Annotated in this window: 22 protein-coding genes; 5 read left to right on the top strand and 17 right to left on the bottom strand. The window is 59.9% G+C overall.

Annotated features, from left to right (window positions below; genetic code table 11):
* Positions 1-71: 71 nt before the first annotated feature.
* Entirely contained in the window at positions 72-296 is a 225-nt protein-coding gene (locus PF1751_RS19510; RefSeq protein WP_010208817.1) for an MbtH family protein, read from the top strand.
* Between the two features lie 125 nt (positions 297-421).
* Here PF1751_RS19510 and PF1751_RS19505 read toward each other — a convergent pair whose 3' ends face one another.
* The 8 genes from PF1751_RS19505 to minC form a co-directional block, all read right to left on the bottom strand.
* Complete coding sequence (locus tag PF1751_RS19505; protein ID WP_010208818.1) at positions 422-1,768, bottom strand: amidohydrolase; 1,347 nt, start codon at positions 1,766-1,768, stop codon at positions 422-424.
* Between the two features lie 17 nt (positions 1,769-1,785).
* Positions 1,786-3,951 carry a mechanosensitive ion channel family protein gene (locus PF1751_RS19500; RefSeq protein ID WP_010208819.1) on the bottom strand — a complete coding sequence of 722 codons (2,166 nt, stop codon included), beginning with the start codon at positions 3,949-3,951 and terminating at the stop codon, positions 1,786-1,788.
* Positions 3,952-4,003: 52 nt separating this feature from the next.
* On the bottom strand, positions 4,004-4,180 hold the full coding sequence (locus tag PF1751_RS29300) for a hypothetical protein (RefSeq protein WP_010208820.1): 177 nt from the start codon (positions 4,178-4,180) through the stop codon (positions 4,004-4,006).
* Positions 4,181-4,364: 184 nt separating this feature from the next.
* Entirely contained in the window at positions 4,365-5,654 is a 1,290-nt protein-coding gene (locus PF1751_RS19495) for a M18 family aminopeptidase (RefSeq protein WP_010208821.1), read from the bottom strand.
* 171 nt (positions 5,655-5,825) lie between these two features.
* The gene (locus PF1751_RS19490) at positions 5,826-6,461 is read right to left on the bottom strand and encodes an RluA family pseudouridine synthase (RefSeq protein ID WP_010208822.1); all 636 of its coding nucleotides are present in this window, start codon (positions 6,459-6,461) and stop codon (positions 5,826-5,828) included.
* Positions 6,462-6,557: 96 nt separating this feature from the next.
* Entirely contained in the window at positions 6,558-6,812 is a 255-nt protein-coding gene (gene minE, locus PF1751_RS19485) for a cell division topological specificity factor MinE (protein WP_010208824.1), read from the bottom strand.
* A gap of 3 nt (positions 6,813-6,815) precedes the next feature.
* The gene (minD, locus tag PF1751_RS19480; RefSeq protein ID WP_003175251.1) at positions 6,816-7,628 is read right to left on the bottom strand and encodes a septum site-determining protein MinD; all 813 of its coding nucleotides are present in this window, start codon (positions 7,626-7,628) and stop codon (positions 6,816-6,818) included.
* Between the two features lie 166 nt (positions 7,629-7,794).
* Complete coding sequence (gene minC, locus PF1751_RS19475; protein WP_010208827.1) at positions 7,795-8,532, bottom strand: septum site-determining protein MinC; 738 nt, start codon at positions 8,530-8,532, stop codon at positions 7,795-7,797.
* Between the two features lie 119 nt (positions 8,533-8,651).
* Here minC and PF1751_RS19470 point away from each other — a divergent pair, with 119 nt between their 5' ends.
* Together PF1751_RS19470 and PF1751_RS19465 are read left to right on the top strand one after the other, a co-directional pair.
* Positions 8,652-9,587 (top strand): lipid A biosynthesis lauroyl acyltransferase, encoded by a 936-nt coding sequence (locus tag PF1751_RS19470; RefSeq protein WP_010208829.1) that lies wholly within the window; start codon positions 8,652-8,654, stop codon positions 9,585-9,587.
* A gap of 30 nt (positions 9,588-9,617) precedes the next feature.
* Positions 9,618-10,751 (top strand): patatin-like phospholipase family protein, encoded by a 1,134-nt coding sequence (locus PF1751_RS19465; RefSeq protein ID WP_021490810.1) that lies wholly within the window; start codon positions 9,618-9,620, stop codon positions 10,749-10,751.
* Positions 10,752-10,782: 31 nt separating this feature from the next.
* Here the strand turns inward: PF1751_RS19465 and PF1751_RS19460 are convergent, their stop codons facing one another.
* The 8 genes from PF1751_RS19460 to puuE form a co-directional block, all read right to left on the bottom strand.
* A complete protein-coding gene (locus PF1751_RS19460) occupies positions 10,783-11,568 on the bottom strand; it encodes an outer membrane protein OmpK (protein WP_010208831.1) in 786 nt (261 codons plus the stop codon).
* A gap of 23 nt (positions 11,569-11,591) precedes the next feature.
* A complete protein-coding gene (locus PF1751_RS28950; RefSeq protein WP_139136431.1) occupies positions 11,592-11,960 on the bottom strand; it encodes a hypothetical protein in 369 nt (122 codons plus the stop codon).
* A 44-nt stretch (positions 11,961-12,004) separates the two neighbouring features.
* Entirely contained in the window at positions 12,005-13,351 is a 1,347-nt protein-coding gene (locus tag PF1751_RS19455; RefSeq protein WP_010208832.1) for a nucleobase:cation symporter-2 family protein, read from the bottom strand.
* Positions 13,352-13,533: 182 nt separating this feature from the next.
* Complete coding sequence (locus PF1751_RS19450) at positions 13,534-14,826, bottom strand: urate hydroxylase PuuD (RefSeq protein ID WP_044287594.1); 1,293 nt, start codon at positions 14,824-14,826, stop codon at positions 13,534-13,536.
* Positions 14,827-14,877: 51 nt separating this feature from the next.
* Positions 14,878-15,381 carry an ureidoglycolate lyase gene (locus PF1751_RS19445; protein ID WP_010208834.1) on the bottom strand — a complete coding sequence of 168 codons (504 nt, stop codon included), beginning with the start codon at positions 15,379-15,381 and terminating at the stop codon, positions 14,878-14,880.
* Between the two features lie 124 nt (positions 15,382-15,505).
* Positions 15,506-16,501, bottom strand: coding sequence for an allantoicase (alc, locus tag PF1751_RS19440; RefSeq protein WP_010208835.1), 996 nt, complete (start codon positions 16,499-16,501; stop codon positions 15,506-15,508).
* A gap of 41 nt (positions 16,502-16,542) precedes the next feature.
* A complete protein-coding gene (gene uraD / locus PF1751_RS19435; protein ID WP_010208836.1) occupies positions 16,543-17,058 on the bottom strand; it encodes a 2-oxo-4-hydroxy-4-carboxy-5-ureidoimidazoline decarboxylase in 516 nt (171 codons plus the stop codon).
* Complete coding sequence (gene puuE, locus PF1751_RS19430; protein ID WP_010208837.1) at positions 17,055-17,981, bottom strand: allantoinase PuuE; 927 nt, start codon at positions 17,979-17,981, stop codon at positions 17,055-17,057. The genes uraD and puuE overlap by 4 nt, the downstream gene beginning before the upstream one ends.
* Before the next feature lie 396 nt (positions 17,982-18,377).
* Between puuE and uraH the strand changes: the two genes are divergently transcribed.
* Together uraH and PF1751_RS19420 are read left to right on the top strand one after the other, a co-directional pair.
* The gene (uraH, locus tag PF1751_RS19425) at positions 18,378-18,731 is read left to right on the top strand and encodes a hydroxyisourate hydrolase (protein ID WP_021490807.1); all 354 of its coding nucleotides are present in this window, start codon (positions 18,378-18,380) and stop codon (positions 18,729-18,731) included.
* 154 nt (positions 18,732-18,885) lie between these two features.
* Positions 18,886-24,120, top strand: coding sequence for a dermonecrotic toxin domain-containing protein (locus PF1751_RS19420; RefSeq protein ID WP_044287593.1), 5,235 nt, complete (start codon positions 18,886-18,888; stop codon positions 24,118-24,120).
* Here the strand turns inward: PF1751_RS19420 and PF1751_RS19415 are convergent.
* Positions 24,107-24,742, bottom strand: a complete 636-nt coding sequence (locus PF1751_RS19415; RefSeq protein ID WP_010208841.1) for a LysE family translocator — start codon at positions 24,740-24,742, stop codon at positions 24,107-24,109. The two genes, PF1751_RS19420 and PF1751_RS19415, sit on opposite strands and share 14 nt — an antisense overlap.
* Between the last annotated feature and the right edge of the window lie 9 nt (positions 24,743-24,751).

Below are 24,751 nucleotides of genomic sequence, written 5' to 3'. Positions count from 1 at the left end.
CTTGGTACGTTTCTACAGATATCAGTGCTGCGCGCGGTGCGCAGCCAGGCTTTCAGCGATGGAGAACAGCAATGACCTCAGTATTTGACCGCGACGACATCCTGTTTCAGGTAGTGGTCAACCACGAAGAACAGTATTCCATCTGGCCCGATTACAAGGCCGTGCCGGAAGGCTGGCGGACGGTGGGCAAGAGCGGCATGAAGAAAGAATGCCTGGCCTACATCGAAGAAGTCTGGACGGATATGCGCCCGTTGAGCTTGCGCCAGAAGATGGACGGGGCCGCGGTCGCGGGCTGATCCACCCAGACGCTCTGTAGGCGCGAGCTTGCTCGCGAAAATCGCAAGGGCACCGCGGGCACTCAGCATGCCCGCGTTTTCGTTAACGTTCTTTGCGAGCAAACTCGCTCCTACAGGAAGGTGGGTTATTGAGGTTGGCGGGCGTACAGGTAATCCGTCGCCAACGACGCCAGCGTCCTCACCCCCACCACCAACGCCGACTCGTCCACGAAGAACCCCGGATTGTGGTTCGGCGCCGCCTTGCTCATGTCCTGATCCCTCGGCGTCACCCCCAGGAACACAAACAGCCCCGGTGCCTCCTTGGCATAAAACGAGAAGTCCTCGGCACCGCCCACCAGCGGGCCCTGCACCACGTCATCCTTGGCCGCCCAGCGCAGGCTTGGCAGCATTTTCTCGGTCAGCGCCGGGTTGTTGATGGTGGGATCGTATTTCTCGATGATGGTGACTTCGGCCTTGGCGCCACCGCTTTCGGCGATTTTCTCCACGGTCTGCCGTACATCCGCGTGCAGTTTCTGGCGGATGCCGTAGTCGTACGAGCGAATGGTGCCGCTCATGTCCATCGACTCCGGAATGATGTTGTAACGCGTGCCGCCATTGATGGTGCCAATGCTCACCACCGACGGGAATGACGAGATATCGGTGCGGCGGCTGACCACGGTCTGTAGGCCGACAATGGTCTGCGCGCCCACGGTGATCGGGTCGATGCCATCCCAAGGGCGACCGGCGTGGGTCTGTTTGCCAAGGATTTTGATGCGCAAGTCATCCGAACTCGCCAGGGTCGGTCCCGAACGGTAGGCAATCTGACCGGCGGGCACACCCGCCCACACATGCAGACCGAACACCGCGTCCGGCTTGGGCGACTGCATCACGCCTTCCTGCACCATCATTTTGGCGCCCCAGGTGTTTTTGCCGTCGGGGATGAAGTCGCTCGGGCCTTCCTCGGCCGGTTGGAAATAGAACTCCACGGTGCCCGGCAGGCGCTCGCGCATGCCGGTCAGAATCTTCGCAGTGCTTAGCAGGATGGCGACGTGGGCGTCGTGGCCGCAGGCGTGCATCACGTCAACCTCCTTGCCCAGGTAGGTGCCTTTGGCTTTGGAGGCGAAGGGCAGGTCGGCGACTTCCTTCACCGGCAGTGCATCCATGTCGGCGCGCAGGGCGACGGTGGGGCCGGGCAGGGCGCCTTTTAGCACCGCAACGACGCCCGTACGGGCGACGCCGGTTTTCACCTCAAGGCCCAGGTCGCGCAGTTGTTTTGCGACCAACTCGGCCGTGCGCGTTTCCGTGTTGCCCAGTTCCGGGTGGGCGTGGATGTCGCGTCGGGTTTCCAGCATCGCCGGTTCAAGGGCTTTTGCCTGGGCGGCGATTTCCTCACGGGCACTGTCCTGGCCGCTGCTGGCGGCTATCGCGGCACTGCTGGCAACCCCGCACAGCACGCCGAAAACCCATGGGGGTGTCAGACCGGTTAAACGCATAAGGACCTCTCCTGAGTTTATTGTTGTTGATCTTTCTCCTGCACAGTGCCGGCGGTCACTACCTGCACACTCAAGCGCGGCGTGGCCAGGTCCAGCCCGGCTTCATCCAGATGACGCTTGAGGGACAGGTTGAACGCCCGCGACACTTCCCACTGCTTGATCGGCGCGGTCTTGAAGCGCGCGCGCAGAATCGCGCTGCCCGACTCGAAACTCTCCACGCCTTGAATCTCCAACGGCGACCAGATATTGCGGCGCTGCAAGGGGTCGTTGCGCATTTTCTGGCCGACATCGCGCATCAGCTTGATGGCGTCGTCGATCTCCATGTTGTAGGGGATCGCCACCCGGAAGATCGCGTAGCCGAACTCCCGTGAGTAGTTCTTGATGCTCTTGATCTCACTGAACGGGATGGTGTGCACGATACCGTCGATGTCACGCAGGCGCACCGTGCGGATGGTCAGGCCTTCGACGGTGCCAAGGTGGCCGCCGACGTCCACGTAGTCATCGATGGCCAGGGAGTCTTCGATGATGATGAACAGGCCGGTGATCAAGTCCGCCACCAGGGACTGTGCGCCGAAACCGATAGCCAGGCCGATCACACCGGCACCGGCCAGCAATGGCGTGACGTTCATGCCCATGTTCGCCAGGGCGACGATGGCCGCGATGATGAAGATGGTCACGAACAGCACGTTACGGATCAACGGCATCATGGTCTGCGCACGGGCATTGGCCAGGCCCTTGCGCGAGCGGGTGAGGGCGTGGTGGATCGCGGTGTCGCTGAGGATCCAGATCAACCAGGCAAACAGCAAGGTCCCTGCCAGCCCAAACAGCTTGACGCTGACTTCATGGCCATCGCCTTCGGTAAAGCGGATCAGTGACAGGCCCCACACCCGCAAGCCCAACTCGATAAACGCCAGCCATACCACCAGGTGGGCCAGGGTGTAGACAAAGCTTTTCAGGCGTTCGGAATACAGCGCATGCCGCTTGTGCCCGCGCTGCGGCTTGAGGGCGTGACGGCGTACCAGGCCGTTGATCACCATGCACAGTACCAGCAGCACCGTGCACAGCAGCGACTGGCGCAATGCCGTGCTGGTATCGCCCGCCGAGACGAAGGTGGCGAACAGCGAGATGCCCACCAACAACAACGCCGGGATGTACCAGAAGGAACCGATGATTTCGATAGTGTCACTGAGGGCACGGCGTGTGAGGCGGCGCGACAGTGGCTGGTTGCGGATCAGGTGGGCGATGGGCCGGCGGAAACGCAGGATGAACACCCCGGTCGACAGCGCCGCCATCACATTGGCGACGGTCGCGGCGGTATGGGACAAGTGCTGTCCAAGCGCCGTGACCAACCGTGGGTCGCTCAAGGCTTCACCGAAGGCGGCGAAGCTGCCGATCCACCACAACGGGCGGAAAGCCTGATGACGCAGGATGTACAGCGCGCGATGGCGATGCGGACCGTCGAGCACGGAAAATGCAATCACGCAGATCGCCGAGAAACAGGTGCCTACCACCAGCGCATAGGCCAATACCATCGCCAAGGATTTGCCCAGGGACGAGGGCAGCGCATAGCTCAGGTACACCGTGATCACCAGGGCGATCAGCCATGGGCCGAGTTTACGCAGGGCGAAACGCACCATGTCCCAGGTGCGTGGGTGTTGCGGCAACTCTTCAGGCAGGCCGAAGCGTTCGCGTACGCGGTGGCTGAGCCAGATCAGCGCGGCAGCGAGCAGGCTCCATACCGCAAGGATCAAAGCAAAACCGAAAATGATCGGCAGCCATTCGTTGGCCGGCAACATCAGCGCACTGAGTTCTTCCTTGGCCAGGTCGACTTCATTGGACCAGCGCCCCAGCGGGCTGTCGGCCCCGGAAAACTGTGATTCCAGGTTGGCCAGGGTGCCGCCGATCAACCCCAGCACGCCTTCTTCGGCGGCCGGTTGGGCTTTTTTCGTGGCTTCACGCAGCTTTTTCAGGTCACTCAGCAACTGGGTGCGTTGCTGGTCGTTTTCCAGGGTCTTGATCACTTCGTCCAATGACTGCCCCAACGGCACTTGGGCCTGGGGCTGGGTCTTGTTGGTGTTGCCGAGCAGGCCGGGCAAGCCCACGGCGTGGGCAGGCGTCAGCGGCAGCAGCGTCAGCAGGGCGATCAAGCAATAGCAGGGCAGGGCAAACAGACGGGAAAGCACGAGGCGGTCAACCTTGGAAACGACGAGTTGACCGAGTGTACGAGCGCAATCGTTATTCAGCCAGTTTTGCGAGGATCTTGTACACCACGGTGCCGAGAATCAGCAGCATGCCGATCCACATGCCAAACACGCCGAGTGGCTTGTCACGGAAGTTGAAGCCTACGGCAAGCATGATCATGCCGATCAGGATCGGGATAAGCATGGCGTGGAAGGAGGACATGGAGATCATGGTGCGACGGCCTTGTCGGAGTGGGAATACTGACAAGTCTAGGCGCGATTACGGGAAATGGAATTGATGTGAGTCAGATAGCGTGGTGGGTATCTGCAATCGTCATCGCGGGCAAGCCCGCTCTCACAGTTGAAATGCATTCCCCTGTGGGAGCGGGCTTGCCCGCGATGGCCGCGCCTCGGTCTCAGGGCAAGTCGTGGCTCGCGTAGAACGCGCCCAGCACCTTCACCAGATGCGCCAGGTCATGGCTGCCGCACAGCTCACGAATGGAGTGCATGGCAAACGTCGGCAGGCCGATGTCCACGGTGCGCACGCCCAGGTGGCTAGCGGTGATCGGGCCGATGGTGGAGCCGCAGCCCATGTCGCTGCGTACCACGAAGCTCTGCACCGGTACTTCCTGGGCCATGCACAGGTGGCGGAAAAACCCGGCGGTTTCGCTGTTGGTGGCGTAGCGCTGGTTGCTGTTGACCTTGATCACCGGGCCGGCGTTGAGCTTGGGACCGTGGTTGGCGTCATGCTTCTCGGCGTAGTTCGGGTGTACGCCGTGGGCGTTGTCCGCCGACACCAGCAGGGATTTCTGAATGGTACGTACGAATTCATCACCTTCCGGCAACAAGCGACGCAGGGTCTGTTCCAGCATCGGGCCATCGGCACCGCACGCCGAGCAGGAACCGACTTCTTCGTGGTCGTTGCACACCAGCACGCAGGTTTCTTCGCTGTCGCTGGTGAGCAAGGCTTGCAGGCCGGCATAGCAGGACAGCAGGTTGTCCAGGCGTGCACCGGCGATGAAGTCGCCGTTCAGGCCGATGACTGCAGCGCTTTGGGTGTCGTAGAAGCTCAGCTCGTAGTCGAGCACCACGTCGGCGTTCAAACCATGTTCGCGTGCAAGCTGCTCGGTGAGCACGGCACGGAAGTCCACGCGCTCGTCCCCGGCAAATTGCGCGAGGATGGGTGGCAGCTCGGTCTGGGCATTGATCGCCCAGCCCTGGTTGGCTTCACGGTTTAGGTGAATGGCCAGGTTGGGGATGATAGCGATAGGCAGCTTGAAGTCGATCAACTGGCTTTCGACCTTGCCGTCGCGGCGGAACGTCACGCGGCCGGCCAGGGACAGGTCGCGGTCGAACCATGGCGCCAGCAGTGCGCCGCCATAGACTTCCACGCCCAGTTGCCAGAAACCCTGGCGTTGCAGTTCCGGCTGGGGCTTGACCCGCAGGCACGGGCTGTCGGTGTGGGCGCCGACCAAGCGGATACCGCCCTGCAGCGGCGAATGACGGCCGAGCTTGAAGGCGATGATCGAGGAATCGTTGCGGGTCACGTAATAGCGACCGTTGGCCTCGGTGGTCCAGGTTTCGCGCTCATCGAGACGCTGGTAACCGGCCGCTTCCAGGCGCTGGGCCAGGGCGGCAGTGGCATGAAAAGGAGTAGGGGAGACCTTGAGGAAGTCGATCAGGCCTTGATTCAACGCTTCGCGCATAAATAGCTCCAGACAGCAATGCGCGGAGTTTACCGTTCGATGGCCAGAAGTGCACAGAACAAATGTGGGAGGGGGCTTGCTCCCGATTGCGGAGTGTCAGTGAGCAAATACAGTGACTGACACTCCGCCATCGGGGGCAAGCCCCCTCCCACATTTACCCGTGTTCGCAGCTTAAAAGGGGGCAGGGCACTCAAAGCGCAAGCGCTCGCCGCTTTGTGGATGGGTGAAACTGAGCATGCTTGCATGCAGGCACAGCCGCGGCCAGGCAGCCAACGCTTGTTCATGGGCATACAAGCCATCACCCAGCAACGGATGCCCGATGGACAGCATATGCACACGCAACTGGTGCGAGCGCCCGGTGATCGGCGTCAGTTCCACGCGGCACCAGTCGCCACAACGCTCCAACACTTTCCAGAAGGTCAGCGCATGCTTGCCGAATTCGTGGTCCACCACATGCCGTGGTTTGGTTGGCGGGTCGTAGCGCAAAGGCAAGTCGATGCTGCCGCTGTCCAGTTCCGGTTGGCCCCAGGCCAGGGCGGTGTAGGCCTTTTCGGTTTCACGGTCGTGAAACTGGCGGGACAGTTCGCGGTGGGTGTCGGCGTCACGGGCCAGGAGGATGATGCCGGAGGTTTCCCAGTCCAGGCGATGGACGATGCGGGCTTCAGGATAGCCGTTTTCCTGCAGGCGGGTGATCAGGCAGTCCTTGTTGTCGTCGGCGCGGCCAGGCACCGAGAGCAGCAGAGTGGGCTTGTTCACCACCAGGACAGCGTCGTCCTGATAGAGGATATGGATGTTGGACAGCGGCATTAAACAGCCTCGTAACAAACGCCAACGGCGGCTCGCCCACCCGGTTCCCGAAAAGGGATCAAGGTGTGTGAGCCGCCGTGGCGACCGCCTGTTCGATCAACGATCAGGCAGGGTGATATTGAGTTCCAGAATCGAGCAGCTGCCGTCATTTTCCAGAGCGACATGCACGTCATCGTTGCCGATATTGACGTACTTGCGGATCACCTCAACCAGTTCCTTCTGCAAGGCTGGCAGGTAGTCCGGCGTGCTGCGTTGGCCGCGTTCGTGCGCCACGATGATCTGTAGACGCTCTTTCGCTACCGACGCGGTCGTAGGCTTTTTGTTGGCGCGAAAGAAGTCGAGAAATTTCATTGTTTAGTTGCCTCCAAAGATACGCTCGAAGAATCCCTTCTTCTTGACATCGAGGAAGCGGTGTTCCACGGTCTTGCCCAGCAGGCGATCCACTGCATCGCTGTACGCCTGGCCGGCGTCGCTCTGGTCGTCAAGAATCACCGGAACACCCTGGTTGGAAGCCTTCAGGACGGCCTGGGATTCTGGGATCACGCCCAGCAGGGTCACTGCGAGGATTTCCTTCACGTCTTCAACACCCAGCATTTCGCCGTTGCTGACGCGCTCAGGGTTGTAACGGGTGAGCAGCAAGTGCTCCTTGATCGGGTCCTGGCCTTCTTCGGCGCGCTTGGATTTGCTGGCCAGCAGGCCCAGCATGCGGTCCGAGTCACGTACGGAGGAGACTTCCGGGTTGGTCACGACGATGGCTTCATCGGCGAAGTACATCGCCAGGTGAGCGCCGGTCTCGATACCGGCCGGCGAATCGCAGACCACGTATTCGAAGGTTTCCTTCAGCTCGGCCAGGACTTTGCCTACGCCTTCTTTGGTCAGCGCGTCTTTGTCACGGGTCTGGCTGGCGGCCAGCACGTACAGGTTCTCAAGGCGCTTGTCCTTGATCAGGGCCTGTTGCAGGTTGGCTTCACCGTTGACCACGTTGACGAAGTCATACACCACGCGGCGTTCGCAACCCATGATCAGGTCGAGGTTACGCAAGCCGACGTCGAAGTCGACAATAACTGTCTTGTGGCCGCGCAGAGCGAGACCGGTACCGATAGCGGCGCTGGTGGTGGTCTTACCCACACCACCCTTGCCGGATGTAACCACGAGAATCTTGGCCAAGGTGTTTCACCCCTAAGGAAGAAGGACGTTTCGGTCCCTGAAAAACATCTCTTGGAACTCGCTGCAGGCGGACAGCCTTGTAGGAAAAAAATATTCCTACATAAGTAATGCCGGTTTCGCTGTGCTATCAGAGTCTAGAGATGCTTGGAAAATGCGGCAGTATCCGTTAAAGACGGATGATGTTCAACACATCGCCCGACAGGTTGACCTGCACCGAAGCCCCCCACAGCGGATCACGGCGCAAATCTTCTGAAACCTTGTACTGGCCTGCGATGGACACTAGCTCAGCGGTCAACTGCTGGCAAAAAATACGGGCCTTGGTATCACCCTTGATGCCGGCGAGGGCACGTCCGCGCATCGGGCCGTATACATGGATGTTGCCATCGGCAAGAAGTTCCGCCCCCGGGCTGACCGAAGAGATCACCACCAAGTCGCCACCCTGGGCGTAAATCTGCTGTCCGCCGCGTACGGGCGAGGTGATGATCTTTGTAGGCTTGATCGTAGGCTCGGGTGGTTTTTCCGGTTTTTTCTTCTCTTCACCGACCAATGGTTCAAGCGGACGCTCGCGCGCGCCGGACGGTGGCAGTACTGGCAGTTCAATGGCGATTGCAGCGGCAATGTCTTCAATACGGCTGGCGCGGATTGCCAGGGTACGTAGGCCATGGGAGCGGCACACGCGCATCAGACCGGGCAGGTCGATGCTGCCTTGGCCGGCCGGCAGTTTGTCCAGCGCCAGTACCAGCGGGGCATTGTTGAAGAAATTCGGCGCCAGGGCGACCTTGGCGGCGAGCTGGCGGTCCAGGGCGTCGAGGTCGTTACGGGCGAGTTCCAGCACGGTGATGGCGAGCATGCTGCCTTTCAGCTGGAACACGGGATCTTGGTCTAGCGGTTCGGTTTGGCTCATGGTCGGCAAAAGCGGCTTGTCACGAAAAGTGTCGAGACTTATAACGAGAACACTCACCCGCCGCAAGCCGAGTCGAACCGTTGTAGAATGCGCGGCCCTTGTCTTTACCGGAATCTGTAATGGATCGCCCGCGTTTTCGAGCTGTATTTCTTCACCCGCGTTTCTGGCTGTTATGGCTGGGACTCGGCCTGTTGTGGCTGGTCACTCAACTGCCGTATCGCGCGCTGCTGACCATTGGTCGCCTGCTGGGCGCCGGCATGTACCGTGTGGCCGGCGAGCGTCGCCGCATTGCCGCGCGCAATCTGGAACTGTGTTTCCCGGAAAAATCCGCCAAAGAGCGCAAACAGCTGCTCAAGGAAAATTTCGCCTCCACTGGCATCGCCTTCTTTGAGATGGCCATGAGCTGGTGGTGGTCGCGCCAGCGCCTGGCGCGCCTGGCCCACGTCGAGGGCCTGGAACACCTCAAGCAAGCCCAGCTGGATGGAAAGGGCGTGATCCTCATGGCCCTGCACTTCACTACCCTGGAAATCGGCGCGGCGTTGCTGGGGCAAAAGCACACCATCGATGGCATGTACCGCGAGCACGGCAACCCATTGTTCGACTACATACAGCGCCGTGGCCGCGAGCGCCACAACCTCGATTCCCTGGCCGTGGAGCGCGAAGACGTGCGCGGCATGCTCAAGCTGCTGCGCGCCGGCCGGGCCATCTGGTACGCGCCGGACCAGGACTACGGCGCCAAGCAAAGTATCTTCGTGCCGCTGTTCGGTATCCAGGCCGCCACCGTGCCGGCCACCAGCAAGTTCGCCAAGCTGGGCAAGGCATTGGTGGTGCCGTTCACCCAGCAGCGCCTGGCCGATGGCAGCGGTTACCGCCTGGTGATTCATCCGCCGCTGACTGACTTCCCTGGCGAGAGCGATGAAGTCGACTGCCTGCGCATCAACCAATGGGTCGAAGCTTCGGTACGTGAATGCCCTGAGCAATACCTGTGGACCCATCGCCGCTTCAAGAGCCGGCCACCGGGTGAGCCTAAGCTGTACGAAAAACGCCGCCGATAAGACAGACATTTCCCCACATGGAGTGACGCAATGCGCCCAGCTGAACCGGTTACAGGCTTGATTCTTTCCGGCGGCGGGGCGCGAGCGGCGTATCAAGTGGGGGTATTGGCGGCAATTGCCGAACTGTTGCCGCCGGGCGCACCCAACCCTTTCCCGGTGATTGTCGGCACCTCGGCCGGCGCGATCAATGCGGTGAGCCTGGCCAGTGGCGCCACGGACTTCAGGGCCGCGATACAACGTCTTACCGCTTTCTGGCAGGGCTTCCGTAGCCATCTGGTGCTGCGCAGTGATTGGCCGGGGGTGATCCGCCAGGCCAGCCGTTTCTTGATCCACAGCCTCCTGGGCCTGGGCGCTCAGGTGCCGGTGGCGCTGCTCGACAGCACGCCCCTCAAAGCGCTGCTCAAAGACAAGCTGCACTTGCCCGGCATCGATGAAGCCATTCGCAATAAGCATCTGCACGCGGTGGCGGTCACGGCCTTCGGTTACGAGTCCGGCCACGCAGTGACCTTCTACCAGGGCGGCGGCACCATCGACGCCTGGTTGCGCCATCGTCGCATCGGCATGCCCACGCAACTCACGGTTGAACACCTGCTGGCCAGTTCAGCGATTCCCTTGCTGTTTGCGCCGGTCAAACTCGACCAGGAGTATTTCGGCGACGGCGCCGTACGGCAGTCGGCGCCCATCAGTCCGGCGTTGCACCTGGGGGCCAGTCGCGTGTTGGTGGTTGGCGTCAGCGGCAACCCACGCGGCAATGAACCCGCGACGCAACGTACCTACACCGGCCAAGAGCCGACCTTGGCACAGATCGGCGGGCATATGCTCAACAGCACCTTCATTGACAGCCTGGAAAGCGATATCGAGTTGCTGGAGCGCTTGAATCAGTTCAGCCATGCCGCGCCTGGTGTGGCGGCGGTGGACGTGCTGGTGATTGCACCTAGCCAGCCGATCGATGAAATCGCCGCGCGGCACCGTCAGGAATTGCCGGCGGCATTGCGCTTGTTTTTGCGTGGGCCGGGGGCGACCAAGACGAGTGGGGCAGGGGTATTGAGTTACTTGCTGTTCGAGGCGGGGTATTGCAGCGAGTTGATCGAGTTGGGGCGCAAGGATGCGCTGGCCAAGCGCGAGGAACTCACCCGGTTCCTCGGCCTGACACCGAACCTGTAGGAGCCGGCTTGCCGGCTCCTACGAGGGTCAATCAGAAGTGATACTTGACCAGGAAGCTCGCAGTGTCCTGGTTAGTCTTGAACGCGCCCGAATCTTCGATCCCGTACTTGTTCTTCCAATAGTCGTATTCAAAGCCGACATACAACTGCTTGTCGCCCCAATGCAGCGCTTTACCCAGGTCATATTTGACCTGCGGGTTGAAGTGCAGGTTGGCGTGGTAAGTGCCACGGGCGTTCTTGTCGTTGTCGACTACCCAGTCCATAAAGCCGTCGATCAGGATATTCGAGTTGCCCACCGGGATCGTGTACGACCACACCGGAGTGATCTGCCAAACACCGTCACCCGGGCGATTGCCTTCGGTCTGGCGCTGGTAGAAGTTCAACTGGAAGTAGTCGAAACCGGGGATGTTCAGGTCAAAGCCAGGGCCGAGCAGGTACGACTCGTTATCGCCTTCGCCAAACTCGTAAGTGAACGCCAGCAGCACGTCTTTGATTGGGCCGAACGACAGGTCTTTATCAAAGATCTTGCCGAACGACAGGCGCGGGCTTATTTCACCGTAGTAAGTACTGGGGCCGACGTTGCCGTCTTCCTTGCCGTTGTAAAAGATGCGGTCGACGAAGATAAAGTTGTCGCCGTATTTCCAGGCATCGGCATGTTCGAACGTGACGGTTTGCTGGATCTGCGGGTTGACGGTAAAGCTCTTGCCCCACAGATAAGTCAGGCTGTTGTTCTGCCACTGCAACAGGTCACCGGCCACGGCTTGGCCACCGGCCAGCAGTGATCCCGCCAGCATCAGGCCTTTGAACATAGGTTTCATTCGGTTGCTCCCGAGTTAAAGTTTTATGGTTTTTCTTCTACGCAGGCGCTCTGGTGTGGCGCCTTTTGGTTCGCTGAAAAAATCGTCTGTTCGGTCAGCTTTAGTGCTTTTAGCAAGAGCTGCGCCAAGGTGTTTAAAAAGCCAAAAAATCCCTGTCGGCTGCATCGGATGCAGTCGAATTCAGAGGACTTTTGCGCACTTTGGCTGCAGACATAAGGCCGGGATAAGTTGGCCTTGCAGTCAGTTTTTACATTCGCTGTTTTTTTTTGAGTCGATTCGAGCGGGCGCGGAGAATACTGGCTCCCAGGCCGTGGCTCAAGTGCGCTGTTAGAGAGCGCGTGGGGCGAGAATGGGGCACGGCTTGTGGCCGGCCCCAAGTGAAGGGTGTGCATGTTGATATTCCTGTTTCGTTATTGTTTTTGTTAGAACGAAGGAATCAATGCGTAGGGGCAACTTCAGGGCGTTCCGCGCCGCCCAGGATGTTGAACAGGATATTCAGCGACAACGCGCTGAGCGTGGCCATGGCGATGCCGCTGTGGGTAATCGGGCTCATCCACAACGGTAGCTGCGCGAAGAACTCCGGGCGCACCACGGGGATCAGGCCCATGCCGATACTGACCGCCACCAGCAACTGGTTGCGACGGTCGGCGATGTCGGCTTCCTGCAGGATCTTGATCCCGGTCGCCGCCACCATGCCGAACATGGCGATGGCCGCGCCGCCCAGCACCGCCGGAGGAATCGACGCCACCAGGTAGGCGGCCTTGGGCAACAGGCTCAGCACGATGAGGAAGACCCCGGCCATAAGGGTGACCGAACGGCAACGCACGCCGGTCATCTGCACCAGGCCGATATTCTGTGCGAACGAGGAGTGGGTAAAGGTGTTGAAGAAACCGGCAAAGAACGACGCGCCGGCATCACACAGCAGCCCGCGGCGTAGCATCTTCGGCGTGACGTCTTGGCCGGTGATCTTGCCCAGGGCGAGGAACATCCCGGTGGACTCGACAAAGATGATCACCACCACCAGGCACATCGACAGGATCGGCGCCAATTCGAACGTAGGCATGCCGAAGTGCAAGGGTGTCACCACCTGCACCCAGGGCGCCATCGCCAGGCCGCTGAGGTCCACCATACCGAGTGCACCGCACAAGGCGTAGCCCAGGCCCATGCCAATCAGCACCGAGATGTTCACCCAGAAGCCGCGCATGAAGCGGTTGATCAGCAGGATGGTGGCGAGTACCAGTGCGGCAATCGCCAGGTAGATTGGTGAGCCGAACGTGGCGGTGGCACTGCCGCCGCCGGCCCAATTCACCGCCACTGGAAACAGCGACAGGCCAATTGCGGTGATCACTGTGCCAGTCACCAATGGTGGGAAAAAACGCACGACCTTGGACATGAACGGCGCGATGAGCATGCCAAAGAACCCGGCGGCGATGGTCGCGCCGAAGATCCCCTGCAACCCGATGCCTGGCATGCCGGCCATCGCGACCATGCTGCCGACGGCGGCAAAACTGGCGCCCATCATCACCGGCATGCGAATGCCCACCGGGCCGATGCCGAACGACTGCACCATGGTGGCGATACCGGCCACGAGCAGGTCGGCGTTGATCAGAAAGGCGATTTCTTCACGGCTCAGGCCGGCGGCCTGGCCAATGATCAGGGGCACGGCGACGGCGCCGCCGTACATCAGCAAGACGTGTTGCAGGCCTACCAGAATCAGTTGCAAGAGGGGCAGCCGCACCATGGCGGGCGCGGCGGGAATCTGCGGTTCGGCTAACTCGGTCATGCAACACCTCGGATCTTTTTTATTTTTGTGTTGTGTGGAACGCAATCTCTACAGCACCACAAATTCTCTGTGGGAGCGGGCTTGCTCGCGAATACGGTGTGTCAGTCATTGAGTGTGCTGACTGATCCAGCGCCTTCGCGAGCAAGCCCGCTCCTACATTTGGATCTGTGTGAGTCAGTCAGTTAATTGGTGCGGGCTCCCTGGTTGATCCAGGTACCAATCAAATCCCGCTCCTGTTGGGTCATCTGGGTGATGTTGCCCAACGGCATGATCTGGCTCGTCACGGCTTGCGCTTGAATACGCGCGGCCTGCTGCTGGATCTGCGCCGGTGTGTCAAACATCACCCCGGCCGGCGCGGTGCTGAACAGCGGGCTGGTGGGCTTGGCCGAATGGCACACAGTGCAACGCTGCTCGATCACGCTGTGGATCTGGCCGAAATCCGTGGTGGCCTGGGCCGGTGCCGGTTCAGCGGCCGGTGCGGCAGGTGCAGCGGGTTTCAAACCACCGCCCAGCGCCGTTTCCGGCAATGGCTGGTACTCGATGGCGGCGGGCGCCTTGGCCACTTCTGGTGCGGTCGACACCGGTTTTGGTCCGGTGACGTAGGCCAGACAGATCATCGCCAGCGCGCCAACCGGCAAGGTCCACGCATACTTCTGGCTGTTGTGACGGGTATTGAAGTAGTGCCGTACCAACACCGCCGCCACCGCGATACCCGCCAGGATCAGCCAGTTGTATTGGCTGCCGTAGGTGCTCGGGAAGTGGTTGCTGATCATGATGAACAGCACCGGCAAGGTGAAGTAGTTGTTGTGACGCGAACGCAGCAAGCCCTTGGCCGGCAGTGCCGGGTCGGGCGTGCGATTCTCTGCGATCGCTGCGACCAACGCGCGTTGCGCCGGCATGATGATGCGGAACACGTTACCGACCATGATGGTGCCGATCACCGCACCGACGTGCAGGTAGGCGCCACGGCCACTGAACACTTTGCTGAAGCCGTATGCGGCGGCAATCAACAGCACGAACAGAATGAAGCCGAGCAGGGCAGGGCGCTTGCCCAGGGCCGAGTCGCAAAGGAAGGAGTAGATGAACCAGCCGGCGAACAGTGAGCCTATGCCCAGCAACACGCCTTCCGGACCACTGAGGCTGCTGCCCGGGGCCAGCAGGTACAACGTGGGGTTCCAGTAAAACACCACGCACAGCAGCGCAATGCCCGACATCCAGGTGAAATAGGCTTCCCATTTGAACCAGTGCAGGTTGTCCGGCATGGTCGGCGGCGCCAGTTTGTATTTTTCCAGGTGGTAGATACCGCCACCGTGGATCGCCCACAAGTCACCGGCCAGGCCGCTCTTGGGGTTGACGCGATTGAGGTTGTTTTCCAGCCAGACGAAGTAGAAAGAAGCGCCGATCCACGCGACGCCCGTGATCATGTGAACCCAGCGCACGCTCAGGTTCAGCCATTCCATCAAATGTGCTTCCACAGTCCTTACCTCTCGCCTGTCACCCTTGTTGTCGGGTGATCAGACCTTCTCTTATTGGTGGGGGGCGAGGATCAACCGCTCATCCTCTTTGAAAAAATGCTCATCGCAGTTATTGCCTGTGCCACTGCGATCAACCACCAGGAAGTCATCCCGCTTTTCGATCGTCAGCACCGGGTGGTGCCAGACGCCGCGATGGTAATTAATGCCCTGCCTGCCGTTGGTGACGAAGGCGCGGACCAAGCCCGATACAGGTTCATCGCCAAGTGGCGCGACCACGATCAGAAAGGGGTTGCCGAGCAGCGGAATGAAAGCCTGGCTGCCCAGCGGGTGTCGTTCCAGCATGCACACAGTCAGCGGCATGTCCTGCGCGTCGGCGCGGAAGATGCTGATGATGGCGTGGTCTTCCGGCTGTGCGGTTTCGACCGTGGCCAATTTGTGAAAGCGCATGGTCGACCCGTTGTTGATCATGAAGTGATCGCTGCCGTCGGTTTCGATAACGTCTCCGAAAGGCGCGAAGGCTTCTTTGGTCAGGGGTTCGATCATCAGTGTGCGCATGGCTGTCTTCTTAAGTTTCCGAATTTGATGTTGTCTGGTCTACCGCTATCGCGGGCAAGCCCGGCTCCCACATTTGACCGCGTACCCCTGTGGGAGCCGGGCTAGCCCGCGATTGGGTTCACCTTTATTTCGCTACCTTGCCCAAGACGCGAAGGCGGCTCACACCACCATCCGGGAACACATTCAGGCGGATGTGGGTAATCGGCCCCAGTGCCTTGATCTGCTCGGCGAAGGTGTGTTCGGCGTGCATTTCCAGTTTCTGCGCCGGCAGCAATTCGCGCCAGAACAACGATTGGGTTTCGATCTGGCTGTCGGTGCCGCCCTTCACGAAGGCGCCCTGGATCGAGCACGTGTCCGGGTAGTTGCCCTTGAAGTGCAGGGTATCGACGATGATCTTCTCGATCTCGCCCGGGTGGCCCAGGGCGACGATCACCCAGTCATTGCCTGGCGTGCGACGACGTGCGGTTTCCCAGCCGTCACCCATGTTGATGCCACGGCCTGGGTTGAGGATGTTGCTCATGCGGCCGAAGTGTTCATCGGAGCAGGCCAGGGCGCGACCGCCGTTGAGTGCGGCAGCCAGGTCGACCTGTTCGTTGTCGCCCACCGAGGACCAGTCGCGGAACGGCACGCCGTACACGCGCAGACGGGCCACGCCGCCATCCGGGTAGATGTTGAAACGCAGGTGGCTGAACGCCTGGTCGTTGTTGATCTCGTGGTAGTGGTGGCTGTTGCCTTGCAACTCGACGGCGGACAGCACTTCCACCCACTGGGTGTTGTCATCCGGCTCGCCCGAAGCCAGGAAGCAGGCTTCCAGGGAGGCCGACGGCGGGAAGTTGCCGGTGAAGAATGAAGTGTCAATGTCCACGCCCTTGATCGAACCGGGTACACCCAGGCGGATCACTGCGCTGTCGTAGCCTTCGAAGCGCTTGCGGCGCGACTCCCAGCCGTCCATCCACTTGCCGTTGTCATCGAAAACGCCCTCCTTCCACACGGCCGGGGTCGGCTGGAACAGGCGGTTGGCGTCGGCGAACCAGTCATCGGTGACGGAGATGATCTTGGTGCCCAGGCGGGCGTCGGCCAGGTTGACGAACTTTTCGAAAGGTACGGCGTAAGCTTTCATTCTTCTTGTCTGCCTTAAAAAGAGTGGCTGGGGATGGTCGTTTAGAGGGTCAGTAATCGGAACAACGCGATCTTATTGATCTCGGCCAGTGCGCATTTGAACTCAGCGTCCGCCGAGTGGTGGATGCGCGTTTCGAACGCGGCCAGGATCTGATGTCGGTTGCTGCCTTTTACCGCCATGATGAAGGGAAACTTGAACTTGGCCTTGTAGGCATCGTTCAGCTCGGTGAAGCGTGAGAACTCTTCGGCCGTGCATTGGTGAATACCGGCGCCAGCTTGCTCATTCGTGCTGGCTTCGGTCAGTTGGCCCTGGACGGCGGCTTTGCCGGCCAGGTCCGGGTGAGCGTTGATCAGCGCCAGTTGACTGGCATGATCAGCGCTCAACAGGATGTCGCTCATGCGCTGGTGCAGGGTTTCGATCTGGTCGATCGATGCGTCCTGGCCCAGCGCGAAGGCCTTTTCGGCCACCCATGGCGAATGTTCGTAGATGTCGGCGAAGGCGTTGACGAATTCATCGCGGCTCAGGGTCGACGGCTTAAGGGTTTGGAACGCAGTCATTTCGCTGCTCCCGTGTACGGATGGGTTTCCTGCCAGTGACGGGCGATATCGACGCGGCGAGTGAACCACACGTGTTCGTGACCTTTGGCGTACTCGATAAACCGCTTCAACGACGCCAGGCGTGCCGGACGGCCGATCAGGCGGCAATGCAGGCCGATGGAAAGCATCTTCGGCGCCTCGGCGCCTTCGGCGTAGAGCACGTCGAAGGCGTCCTTGAGGTATTCGAAGAAGTCATCGCCCTTGTTGAAACCCTGCACCTGGGTGAAGCGCATGTCATTGGTGTCCAGGGTGTAGGGAATCACCAGGTGCGGCTTGCCGGTGGGGTTGTTGGGCTCCCAGTAGGGCAGGTCGTCGTCGTAGGTGTCGCAGTCGTAGAGGAAACCGCCTTCCTCCATCACCAAACGCCGGGTGTTGGGGCCGGTGCGGCCGGTGTACCAGCCCAGTGGGCGTTCGCCAGTCAGTTCGGTGAGGATGCGGATCGCTTCGAGCATGTGCTCGCGCTCCTGGGCCTCGTCCATGTACTGGTAGTCGATCCAGCGGTAGCCGTGGCTGCAGATTTCGTGGCCGGCCTCGACCATCGCGCGGATCACATCCGGGTGACGCTGGGCAGCCATGGCCACGGCGAAGATGGTCAGTGGGATATCGAATGCTTTAAACAGCTTGAGGATGCGCCACACGCCGGCACGGCTGCCGTATTCGTACAGCGACTCCATGCTCATGTTGCGTGCGCCTTGCAGCGGCTGGGCCGAGACCATTTCCGAAAGGAAGGCTTCGGACTCTTTGTCTCCGTGCAGGATGTTGCGCTCGCCACCTTCTTCGTAGTTGAGTACGAAAGACAGCGCAATGCGCGCCTTGCCCGGCCAGTGGGGGTGAGGAGGGTTACTGCCGTAACCGATCAGGTCGCGTGGGTAGTCAGCGCTCACTGCAGTCTTCCTTCTTGTTCGTCGTGTTAGCGATGAGTGATTGTATACAACTTATTGTCCACTTTGTAAGCCTAGATTTCTGCATTTTTTCCGCGGGCCACTGGAATAAACACCTGCAAGAAACTTGCCCAACCGGTCAGCTAACCTGGCAAAAATTCCTTGCGGGAGCGAGTGTGCCCGTGAAAAACGTGAGAGCGTCAACTTTCAGCCTGAACGCCAGGGTTTTTGTTGACGATTTTCGCGAGCGCGCTCGCTTCCAAAGGGGAGCGATGGCGTGTTGAATTTATTGTGTACAATTTTATTTAAAAGTGTCTTAATCAGTCACTGCCGGCTTTTTCGCTGCTCTGAAAAGGTGCGGATCACTTTTCTACTGACTATGGGAGGCGCGTAGACGCCATGGGACGTTTGACCACACACGTTTTGGACGCCGCACACGGTTGCCCCGGCAGCGCAATCAAGGTGGAGCTGTACCGCGTCGAAGGCGCACAGCTGGAGCGGGTAGCCACCGCGGTGACCAACAGCGACGGCCGCTGCGACGCACCATTGTTGCAAGGTGATGATTACCGCAGTGGGGTGTACCAGCTGCAATTCAGCGCGGGTGATTATTACCGCGCCCGTGGTGTGCAACTGCCAGATCCTGCCTTCCTCGACGTGGTGGTGCTGCGTTTCGGCATCAGCGCCGAACAGGATCACTATCATGTCCCGCTGCTGATTTCGCCTTACAGCTACTCCACCTATCGCGGTAGCTGAGCGTCACCTCGCTTCACACCCCCAAAGCTCTTCGTTGGTTTCGCCCGCGCACACTGCGGGCTTTTTTTTGCCCGTTGCACGGCTAACTATCTAGTGCCGTGGGGCGGTTGGTGATGTTTAGGCTGGGCGTTTTCCTCCTCGATAAGAAAGCATCATGACATTGCCCACGGATCACCCGAGCGCTGCGCCCTCTTTCGATCCCGACGATCCCCATGCGTTACAGTCTATTCGGGAGCCATTGATGCGGCGGATCGCCGCCGCCACCCGCCCCAGCCGTCTGATCAATCAGATCGCGCTTGCCGACTCGCGGTGTAAAGAGTCGACGCATGAACTTGCTCGCCTGATAGGGCGTTCGCCCAAAATCCTGGCGGTCATTCGCGCCCAGTTGCGCAAAGCGTTCGCAATGGAACCGGATAGCCTGTTGTTTACCGAGTCCAGGCCACCGGGCATACCCCACAAAGTCGACAGCCTGACCGACCGGGCGTTGTCGTTACTGGCCCTGCCCACGGTGGTGACCAACGTCAATCAATTCACTGCATTGAGTGTCAGGGGCGATCCGAACAAACAGTTACCGTACACGCCGCAGGAGGTTTTGCAGCGTGTTATAGCGCTGAGGCTCTTTGAGCGACTGGATCACGCGGCCTCGCGCTATTGGAACACCCTGGTGCCTGGATCCTGGCTCACACGTCGCGAGCGTTGGGTCGAGTTGCAAAAGGCGCTCTTCGCCGACCGTGCCTTCATGGCGTTGCAGTTGGAGGAGTTGACGAGTGCGGGCATGGCCATGGTGCAAGCCCTGATCGATGCTCCGGCCGCAGCAGCGCGTGAGCGCGCCGGTGGGGAGTGGGCCAGCGTGAAAGTGAGCCAATTGATGTGGCCGGGTACTCCTGCCGTCGCGATTCCCGGTGCGTTGTATCTTTACCGGGAGGGCAATTCCAGCGACGCGTCACATGTGGTTTATCTACCGGGGGCGGTTCGGAATTTTTACGAGGCCGCGTCCTTCAATGCCCTGCAGTGCGACCTGCTGGCGTTGAACGAGTCCCTGTTCCATGAGCTCTGGGATTGCTTGCCGATCAGTCGCCGTAAGGCGTTGCACCGGCCGGCAGATATATCGCCAGCGGCTGGTTTTATTTGTGGCTTGGAGGTGATGGACGATGCACTGGAGCAGGGCGCCCAGGCGTTACTGGCCGGGCAATGGAACAACGAGCTGGGATGTGCGGTAAAGGTTCATTTTGCGCACGTGTTTTCTGACCAGAAACCCGCACCTCAACCCCTGAACGCAGCGATGTTTCTTACGCATGCGCAGTGCGCCCGAAAGCAATTGGCCGGTGGCGCTCGGCTCGGCTCCATGGGCGATCACTTGCTCAGGTGGGACCAGCAACGACGCGCTGAAGAAATAGTCTTCGCCAGTTCAGCGCCGGGTTTGGCCCTGCTCACCGAGGAACAGCAGGTCAAGCGCTATGAAAAACGTCTGCTCGCACTGCTCAACCTGGATGACATCAGCGCAGAAACGCCAGCCTATCTGGAGATCATGTCCCTGATGGGGCAACTCAGCGTGCATGCCTTTGTGCTGAATACGGCGATGCAAAACGCAAGGTCCCGGCTGCTCGAGCTGGCTTTCTGGGCGGAGCGTCCTGACGGAGCAGGTAGAGCCCGACGGGTTAATCGTTTTATGCAGGCCCAGACCGAATCCTTGCGGTGTGAGGTTCAGTTGCTACACCGACTCAAGTTGATCGGTACGGCCCATCGAGATTTGGTGATTGAAGTGGTAGCGCAGCCCTCGGCAACCCGATTCGCGGACACTGATACCCGGGTGTTGTCGATTGCGGTGGGCAGCGAGCCGGACGCCTTCTACCCGCTTCATAACGTCTGGGTGATAACGACGGCGGCTGCGATGAGGGTCCCGACCCGCCAGCATCCGGTGGTGTTGTACGCGTTTGGAGTGGAGGGTGGGGTAAAGGCGTTTTCCTGTGTGGACGCATTGACCCGGAGCCTAAAGGCCAGCTTGAGCAGCCTTGACGGCTCGGTGCTGTGGGGCGCTGTCGAGCGTGATAAACGCCGCGACCTGCGTGCCCATGCGGCGCGGGCAACACTCGCTGTTCGTTACCTTGAGATCAAGGGCAAGCCAGCGCTGGCCGCACTGAAAAAATTGCTCGGTTGTTACCATCGCCTGGAGACAAGCACCGAGGACATTACACGCATTTTCAGTGAGGTAAAGGGCCCCGAGTTGAGTCGTGCGCTATTGAGGGGCGAGCTGGAGGAGCAGCTGAAAATCCCCGTCAATAATGCCCTGAGCCAGGCTTGGGCGAATGTCGAGCTACTGCGCAAAACCGTGTCTGAGGCGAAGAAACTGCCCACGTGGCTGGCATATGCCACGCGCGCCCAGCGTAAAAAATTCATGCACTTGCAGCGTCTGTACCTGAGCAGTACCTATGCCTTCGAAAACCGGCTTGAGTACGTGCTGCCTGACCTGTATACGTTCGCCCGTCGCACCTTGAAGACTCGCTTGAGTCAGGATGGTATCTCCCCGCAGTGGGATATCGATGCGCCCTTTATTGATATGCCTGATGGCGTATACGGCAGCTTTTGTGTCGGCTCAGCCACGTGCACGGTGGGCGATCGCAACATAAGACTGACCCCGACCGCTGAGCGGACAACGTTCAGTCTGCTGCAACTGGCACTGCACAACCTGGACCCGCTGGCCCCCTGGACGAAGTGGCGACTCAATCGTGCCCGTTATCTAAAGCCTGACTGGCAGCAGCGGCTCAATGCGGGTTACCTGATCAGTCTGGTGTCCTCACTGGATATCGGCGGCCAGTACGATGCGTTGATCAATGAGGTGTTTTATCCACGCGTTGACGCTCACGGAAGGCCCGGCGAAGGGCGTATTCCCGAGCTATTGAATCGTGCCTTGCGTACCGGCTTTGAGCATCATCTTTTCTCGGCCGCTCAGCGGGGGCTGTCGGCTACCGCACAGCGTGTATTCAACACGGCAATGGCGGCAAGAACACCGCAAGATCTGTTGAAAAACCAGCACCAGTTGCAGTTGTACGTGATTCAATTGGTGGGGCACACGATGCTGCATGATCGCTATATCGCGGGGATTGTGCTGGTGCACGACGAGACTTCCGGGGTGTGCGTGGTCTATTGGCCCGAGGCGGCGCAAAACCTGATACTCACCGAGTACGGCAGCCTGCAACGGGCCCATGATGAACTCAACCGTATCGGTGCATTGCCGGACAACGCCAAGGCGCTGGCGCGACAGGTCGCCCCCGGTTGGGCAATTGATCCAATAACCCATCATCCGGATGGCATCACCTTCAGTTTGCTGGACCGATTACCTGGTTTTTTCATGGTGAAGGGGGTTTGGCAGGGGCTTGAGTTTGTACGCTCATTTAGCATCAAGCACCTGGAGCCCACACCGATACCGGACCTGATTGAAGCTCAAGTCCTCGAGCAGATTGCCTGTGATCCACAGCACTGGCTGGCGGTTGTCCCAACCTCTCACAGCCATGCCCAGGCCTTGCTGTACCGCGCCAGCGTGCTTGAACTGCAACGCCGGACCCAGGCCGCCAGTGATTCCGGCAAGACGCTGCAGGAATATCGAGCTCGCCGCCTGGGTGAGCAGAGCGATGCCACCCGGCGTAGGTTGGTAGGTTTTTTTTCTCCGCTCTACGGGATGTTCAATGAAGCCTATGAGTTGTTGCTGGTCGCGCGGCGTTTTCATCGTTTTGGTGATGCTCACGATGCCGTCGATGTGGGTTTTATGAGCGTGTTTTTGGCGATCGACCTGTTTTCGAACTTCATACCCGGCCCGAGGAAGGCGGGCAGTGCCGTACCCCGTATTGCACGGCCAACACTGAGCGCCGTGTTGGGTCGGATACATCGCTTGCGCATGGCCGAAAACAGTGGGCCTTCGCGCTTTGCGCCACCCGCGGTGACTCAGCTCAAAGCGCTGGAGCGTTTCAAGGTCAAAGGCGTACCTGAGGGAGCCGTAGCGCTCAAAGGTGCCAGCGAGCGTGGTGTCTACGTGAAAAATGGCGAGTGTTTCGTGGAGGATGGCACCCACCAGTTTCCGCTTTACCGGCGCGGCAGCGAGCAGTGGTTGCGTCTGAAAAACCGGCAGTCACCGGGTCAAGACGAACTGATTCTGACTATCCACCAGCCCAGGGAATGGTTACTGAGCGCGGATGCGCCGCAACCGATGGCGGGGCCGAGTTCGGGCAGTCTCAACCCGTGGCGTCCACCCACGCCACCGCCGCCCGATTGGCGCCCACCGACTGTGCGCGGGGCAACGGAAGACGCCATTCGTCAGTCCATGACGACGTCTGACCATTGGTTGAATTGGCGTACCCAACCTCCGGACACGCAGATGAGTTCCCCGGCGCCTGGGATATTCCATAACGCGTTGGATGCCCGTGGATTTCCGCACTATCTCCTGCAGATGGCGCCCCCTGATGCAGGCGTGCTTGATCTGTGGAGTGGTTATTACAGGCTGCTCCCGCAAGGTGACCAGGCGCCCTTGGATGGCATCGTGTTTATCCACCGCAATGAGCCGCTGGTTTCACTGGCGACCCTGAGCCTTGAACGTTGGGCAAGCTCGGAGTTACACGAGCAGCCCTTTCCGGTGTCACGTAATCCTGCGGGTCACTGGCAGGTTCATAAACGCTTGTTCGATAGGCCTTTGTCGCAGTCTGTAGGCACAGCGTTCCCGACCCTTACCGCCAAAAGCCGAGAGTTTGCCGTGGCAAGGATTATTGAATTGTCAGGCCCGGAGCGTCCCGCGACGGCCAGCCACATGCTCAATGTCAGGGCGACGCTGGACAATTGGTTGCCCGCGGCCCCCGCGAGGCCGGGTCAGACGGATGATTTGCTGAGAATGCTGCGGGCCACCGAGAGGGGAAGAACATCGATATTCATTAGTCTGGAAGACAAGGCCCCAGGCTTCACTCGTGTCGATTTTCGGATCCACAATTTGGACCCGGCGCTTCGCCCCCGGGGCGGCAGGCAGACGGAGCAGCGGGGTATTGCAATGCGTCAGGCTGTCACGCGGGAGTTGCAGCAGCAGGGCTTCGATGTGCAGCAGGTTCAGGTAAGACGTTCGAATGTACTTGTACATGACCTGATCGCGACTCATGCCCTTTCCAGTTCGAACGAGGTTTACTACCTATCAACCCATTGGACTTACGCAGGTACGATAAGGTTGAACACACGGCTGACGAATGAATGGTTCAAAAAAACCTTCATCGACCATCCTCATCTGCTTCCGTTGGCAAGCGTCAAGCGTGCCATGAGGGAAAACCGTCTGATCAGGATTGTTGCAGGCATTCAATGGAGTACTGAGGGCATGAGTCAACCCAGCGTTTATTTTGCCAAAGTCAGCCCGTCCTGACCTTGATCAGCGCCATCACCCCCGCGCCGCCGAATAGCCCCGCACTGACACGGTTGAACCAGCTCTGGCCGTTGCCGCTGCGCAGATAGCGCGCAGCGCCCTGGGCGCCAAGGCCGTAGGCCAATTTGCAGAGCAGATCGAGCATGGCCCAGGTGGCGATCATGACCAACAGTTGTGAGAGGAACGGTTGCTCGCGGTTGAGAAACTGCGGCAGGAAAGCAGCAAAGAACAGGATGTCCTTGGGGTTACTGGCGCCCAGTACAAAGGCGCGGCCAAACAAGGCGCGAAAACGCGGTGTGGCGATGGCCTGGGGGACCACCGCACCCTGGGAGGGTTGGCGCGATTGCTGCCAACTCTGCCAGGCGAGGTAGAACAGGTAGAGCGCGCCGACGATCTTCAGTGCGCTGAACACTTGTTCTGAGGCCAGCAGCAACGCGCCCAGGCCAAGTGCCGAGGCGCTCAACAGACAGATTGAGGCAAACACGCCGCCAAGAAACGCCGGGTACGAGCGACGCAGACCATAGTTGAGACTGTTGCTGATCATCAACAGGGACAGTGGCCCCGGGATCAGGATCACGATCAATGCCGCGCCGCTGAACAGCAGCCAGGTTTCCAGGGTCATGCGTCACTC

Origin of the sequence: Pseudomonas simiae (assembly GCF_000934565.1) — a bacterium.
Lineage (GTDB): Bacteria > Pseudomonadota > Gammaproteobacteria > Pseudomonadales > Pseudomonadaceae > Aquipseudomonas > Aquipseudomonas simiae.
This window is presented reverse-complemented; position numbering and strand designations above follow the sequence as displayed.

Coding starts and splice junctions, on each gene's coding strand:
- PF1751_RS19510 (WP_010208817.1), top strand. CDS start 72: ATGACCTCAGTATTTGACCGCGACGACATCCTGTTTCAGGTAGTGGTC.
- PF1751_RS19505 (WP_010208818.1), bottom strand. CDS start 1,768: ATGCGTTTAACCGGTCTGACACCCCCATGGGTTTTCGGCGTGCTGTGC.
- PF1751_RS29300 (WP_010208820.1), bottom strand. CDS start 4,180: ATGATCTCCATGTCCTCCTTCCACGCCATGCTTATCCCGATCCTGATC.
- PF1751_RS19495 (WP_010208821.1), bottom strand. CDS start 5,654: ATGCGCGAAGCGTTGAATCAAGGCCTGATCGACTTCCTCAAGGTCTCC.
- PF1751_RS19490 (WP_010208822.1), bottom strand. CDS start 6,461: ATGCCGCTGTCCAACATCCATATCCTCTATCAGGACGACGCTGTCCTG.
- minE (WP_010208824.1), bottom strand. CDS start 6,812: ATGAAATTTCTCGACTTCTTTCGCGCCAACAAAAAGCCTACGACCGCG.
- minC (WP_010208827.1), bottom strand. CDS start 8,532: ATGAGCCAAACCGAACCGCTAGACCAAGATCCCGTGTTCCAGCTGAAA.
- PF1751_RS19470 (WP_010208829.1), top strand. CDS start 8,652: ATGGATCGCCCGCGTTTTCGAGCTGTATTTCTTCACCCGCGTTTCTGG.
- PF1751_RS19465 (WP_021490810.1), top strand. CDS start 9,618: ATGCGCCCAGCTGAACCGGTTACAGGCTTGATTCTTTCCGGCGGCGGG.
- PF1751_RS19460 (WP_010208831.1), bottom strand. CDS start 11,568: ATGAAACCTATGTTCAAAGGCCTGATGCTGGCGGGATCACTGCTGGCC.
- PF1751_RS28950 (WP_139136431.1), bottom strand. CDS start 11,960: ATGCACACCCTTCACTTGGGGCCGGCCACAAGCCGTGCCCCATTCTCG.
- PF1751_RS19455 (WP_010208832.1), bottom strand. CDS start 13,351: ATGACCGAGTTAGCCGAACCGCAGATTCCCGCCGCGCCCGCCATGGTG.
- PF1751_RS19445 (WP_010208834.1), bottom strand. CDS start 15,381: ATGCGCACACTGATGATCGAACCCCTGACCAAAGAAGCCTTCGCGCCT.
- alc (WP_010208835.1), bottom strand. CDS start 16,501: ATGAAAGCTTACGCCGTACCTTTCGAAAAGTTCGTCAACCTGGCCGAC.
- uraD (WP_010208836.1), bottom strand. CDS start 17,058: ATGACTGCGTTCCAAACCCTTAAGCCGTCGACCCTGAGCCGCGATGAA.
- uraH (WP_021490807.1), top strand. CDS start 18,378: ATGGGACGTTTGACCACACACGTTTTGGACGCCGCACACGGTTGCCCC.
- PF1751_RS19420 (WP_044287593.1), top strand. CDS start 18,886: ATGACATTGCCCACGGATCACCCGAGCGCTGCGCCCTCTTTCGATCCC.
- PF1751_RS19415 (WP_010208841.1), bottom strand. CDS start 24,742: ATGACCCTGGAAACCTGGCTGCTGTTCAGCGGCGCGGCATTGATCGTG.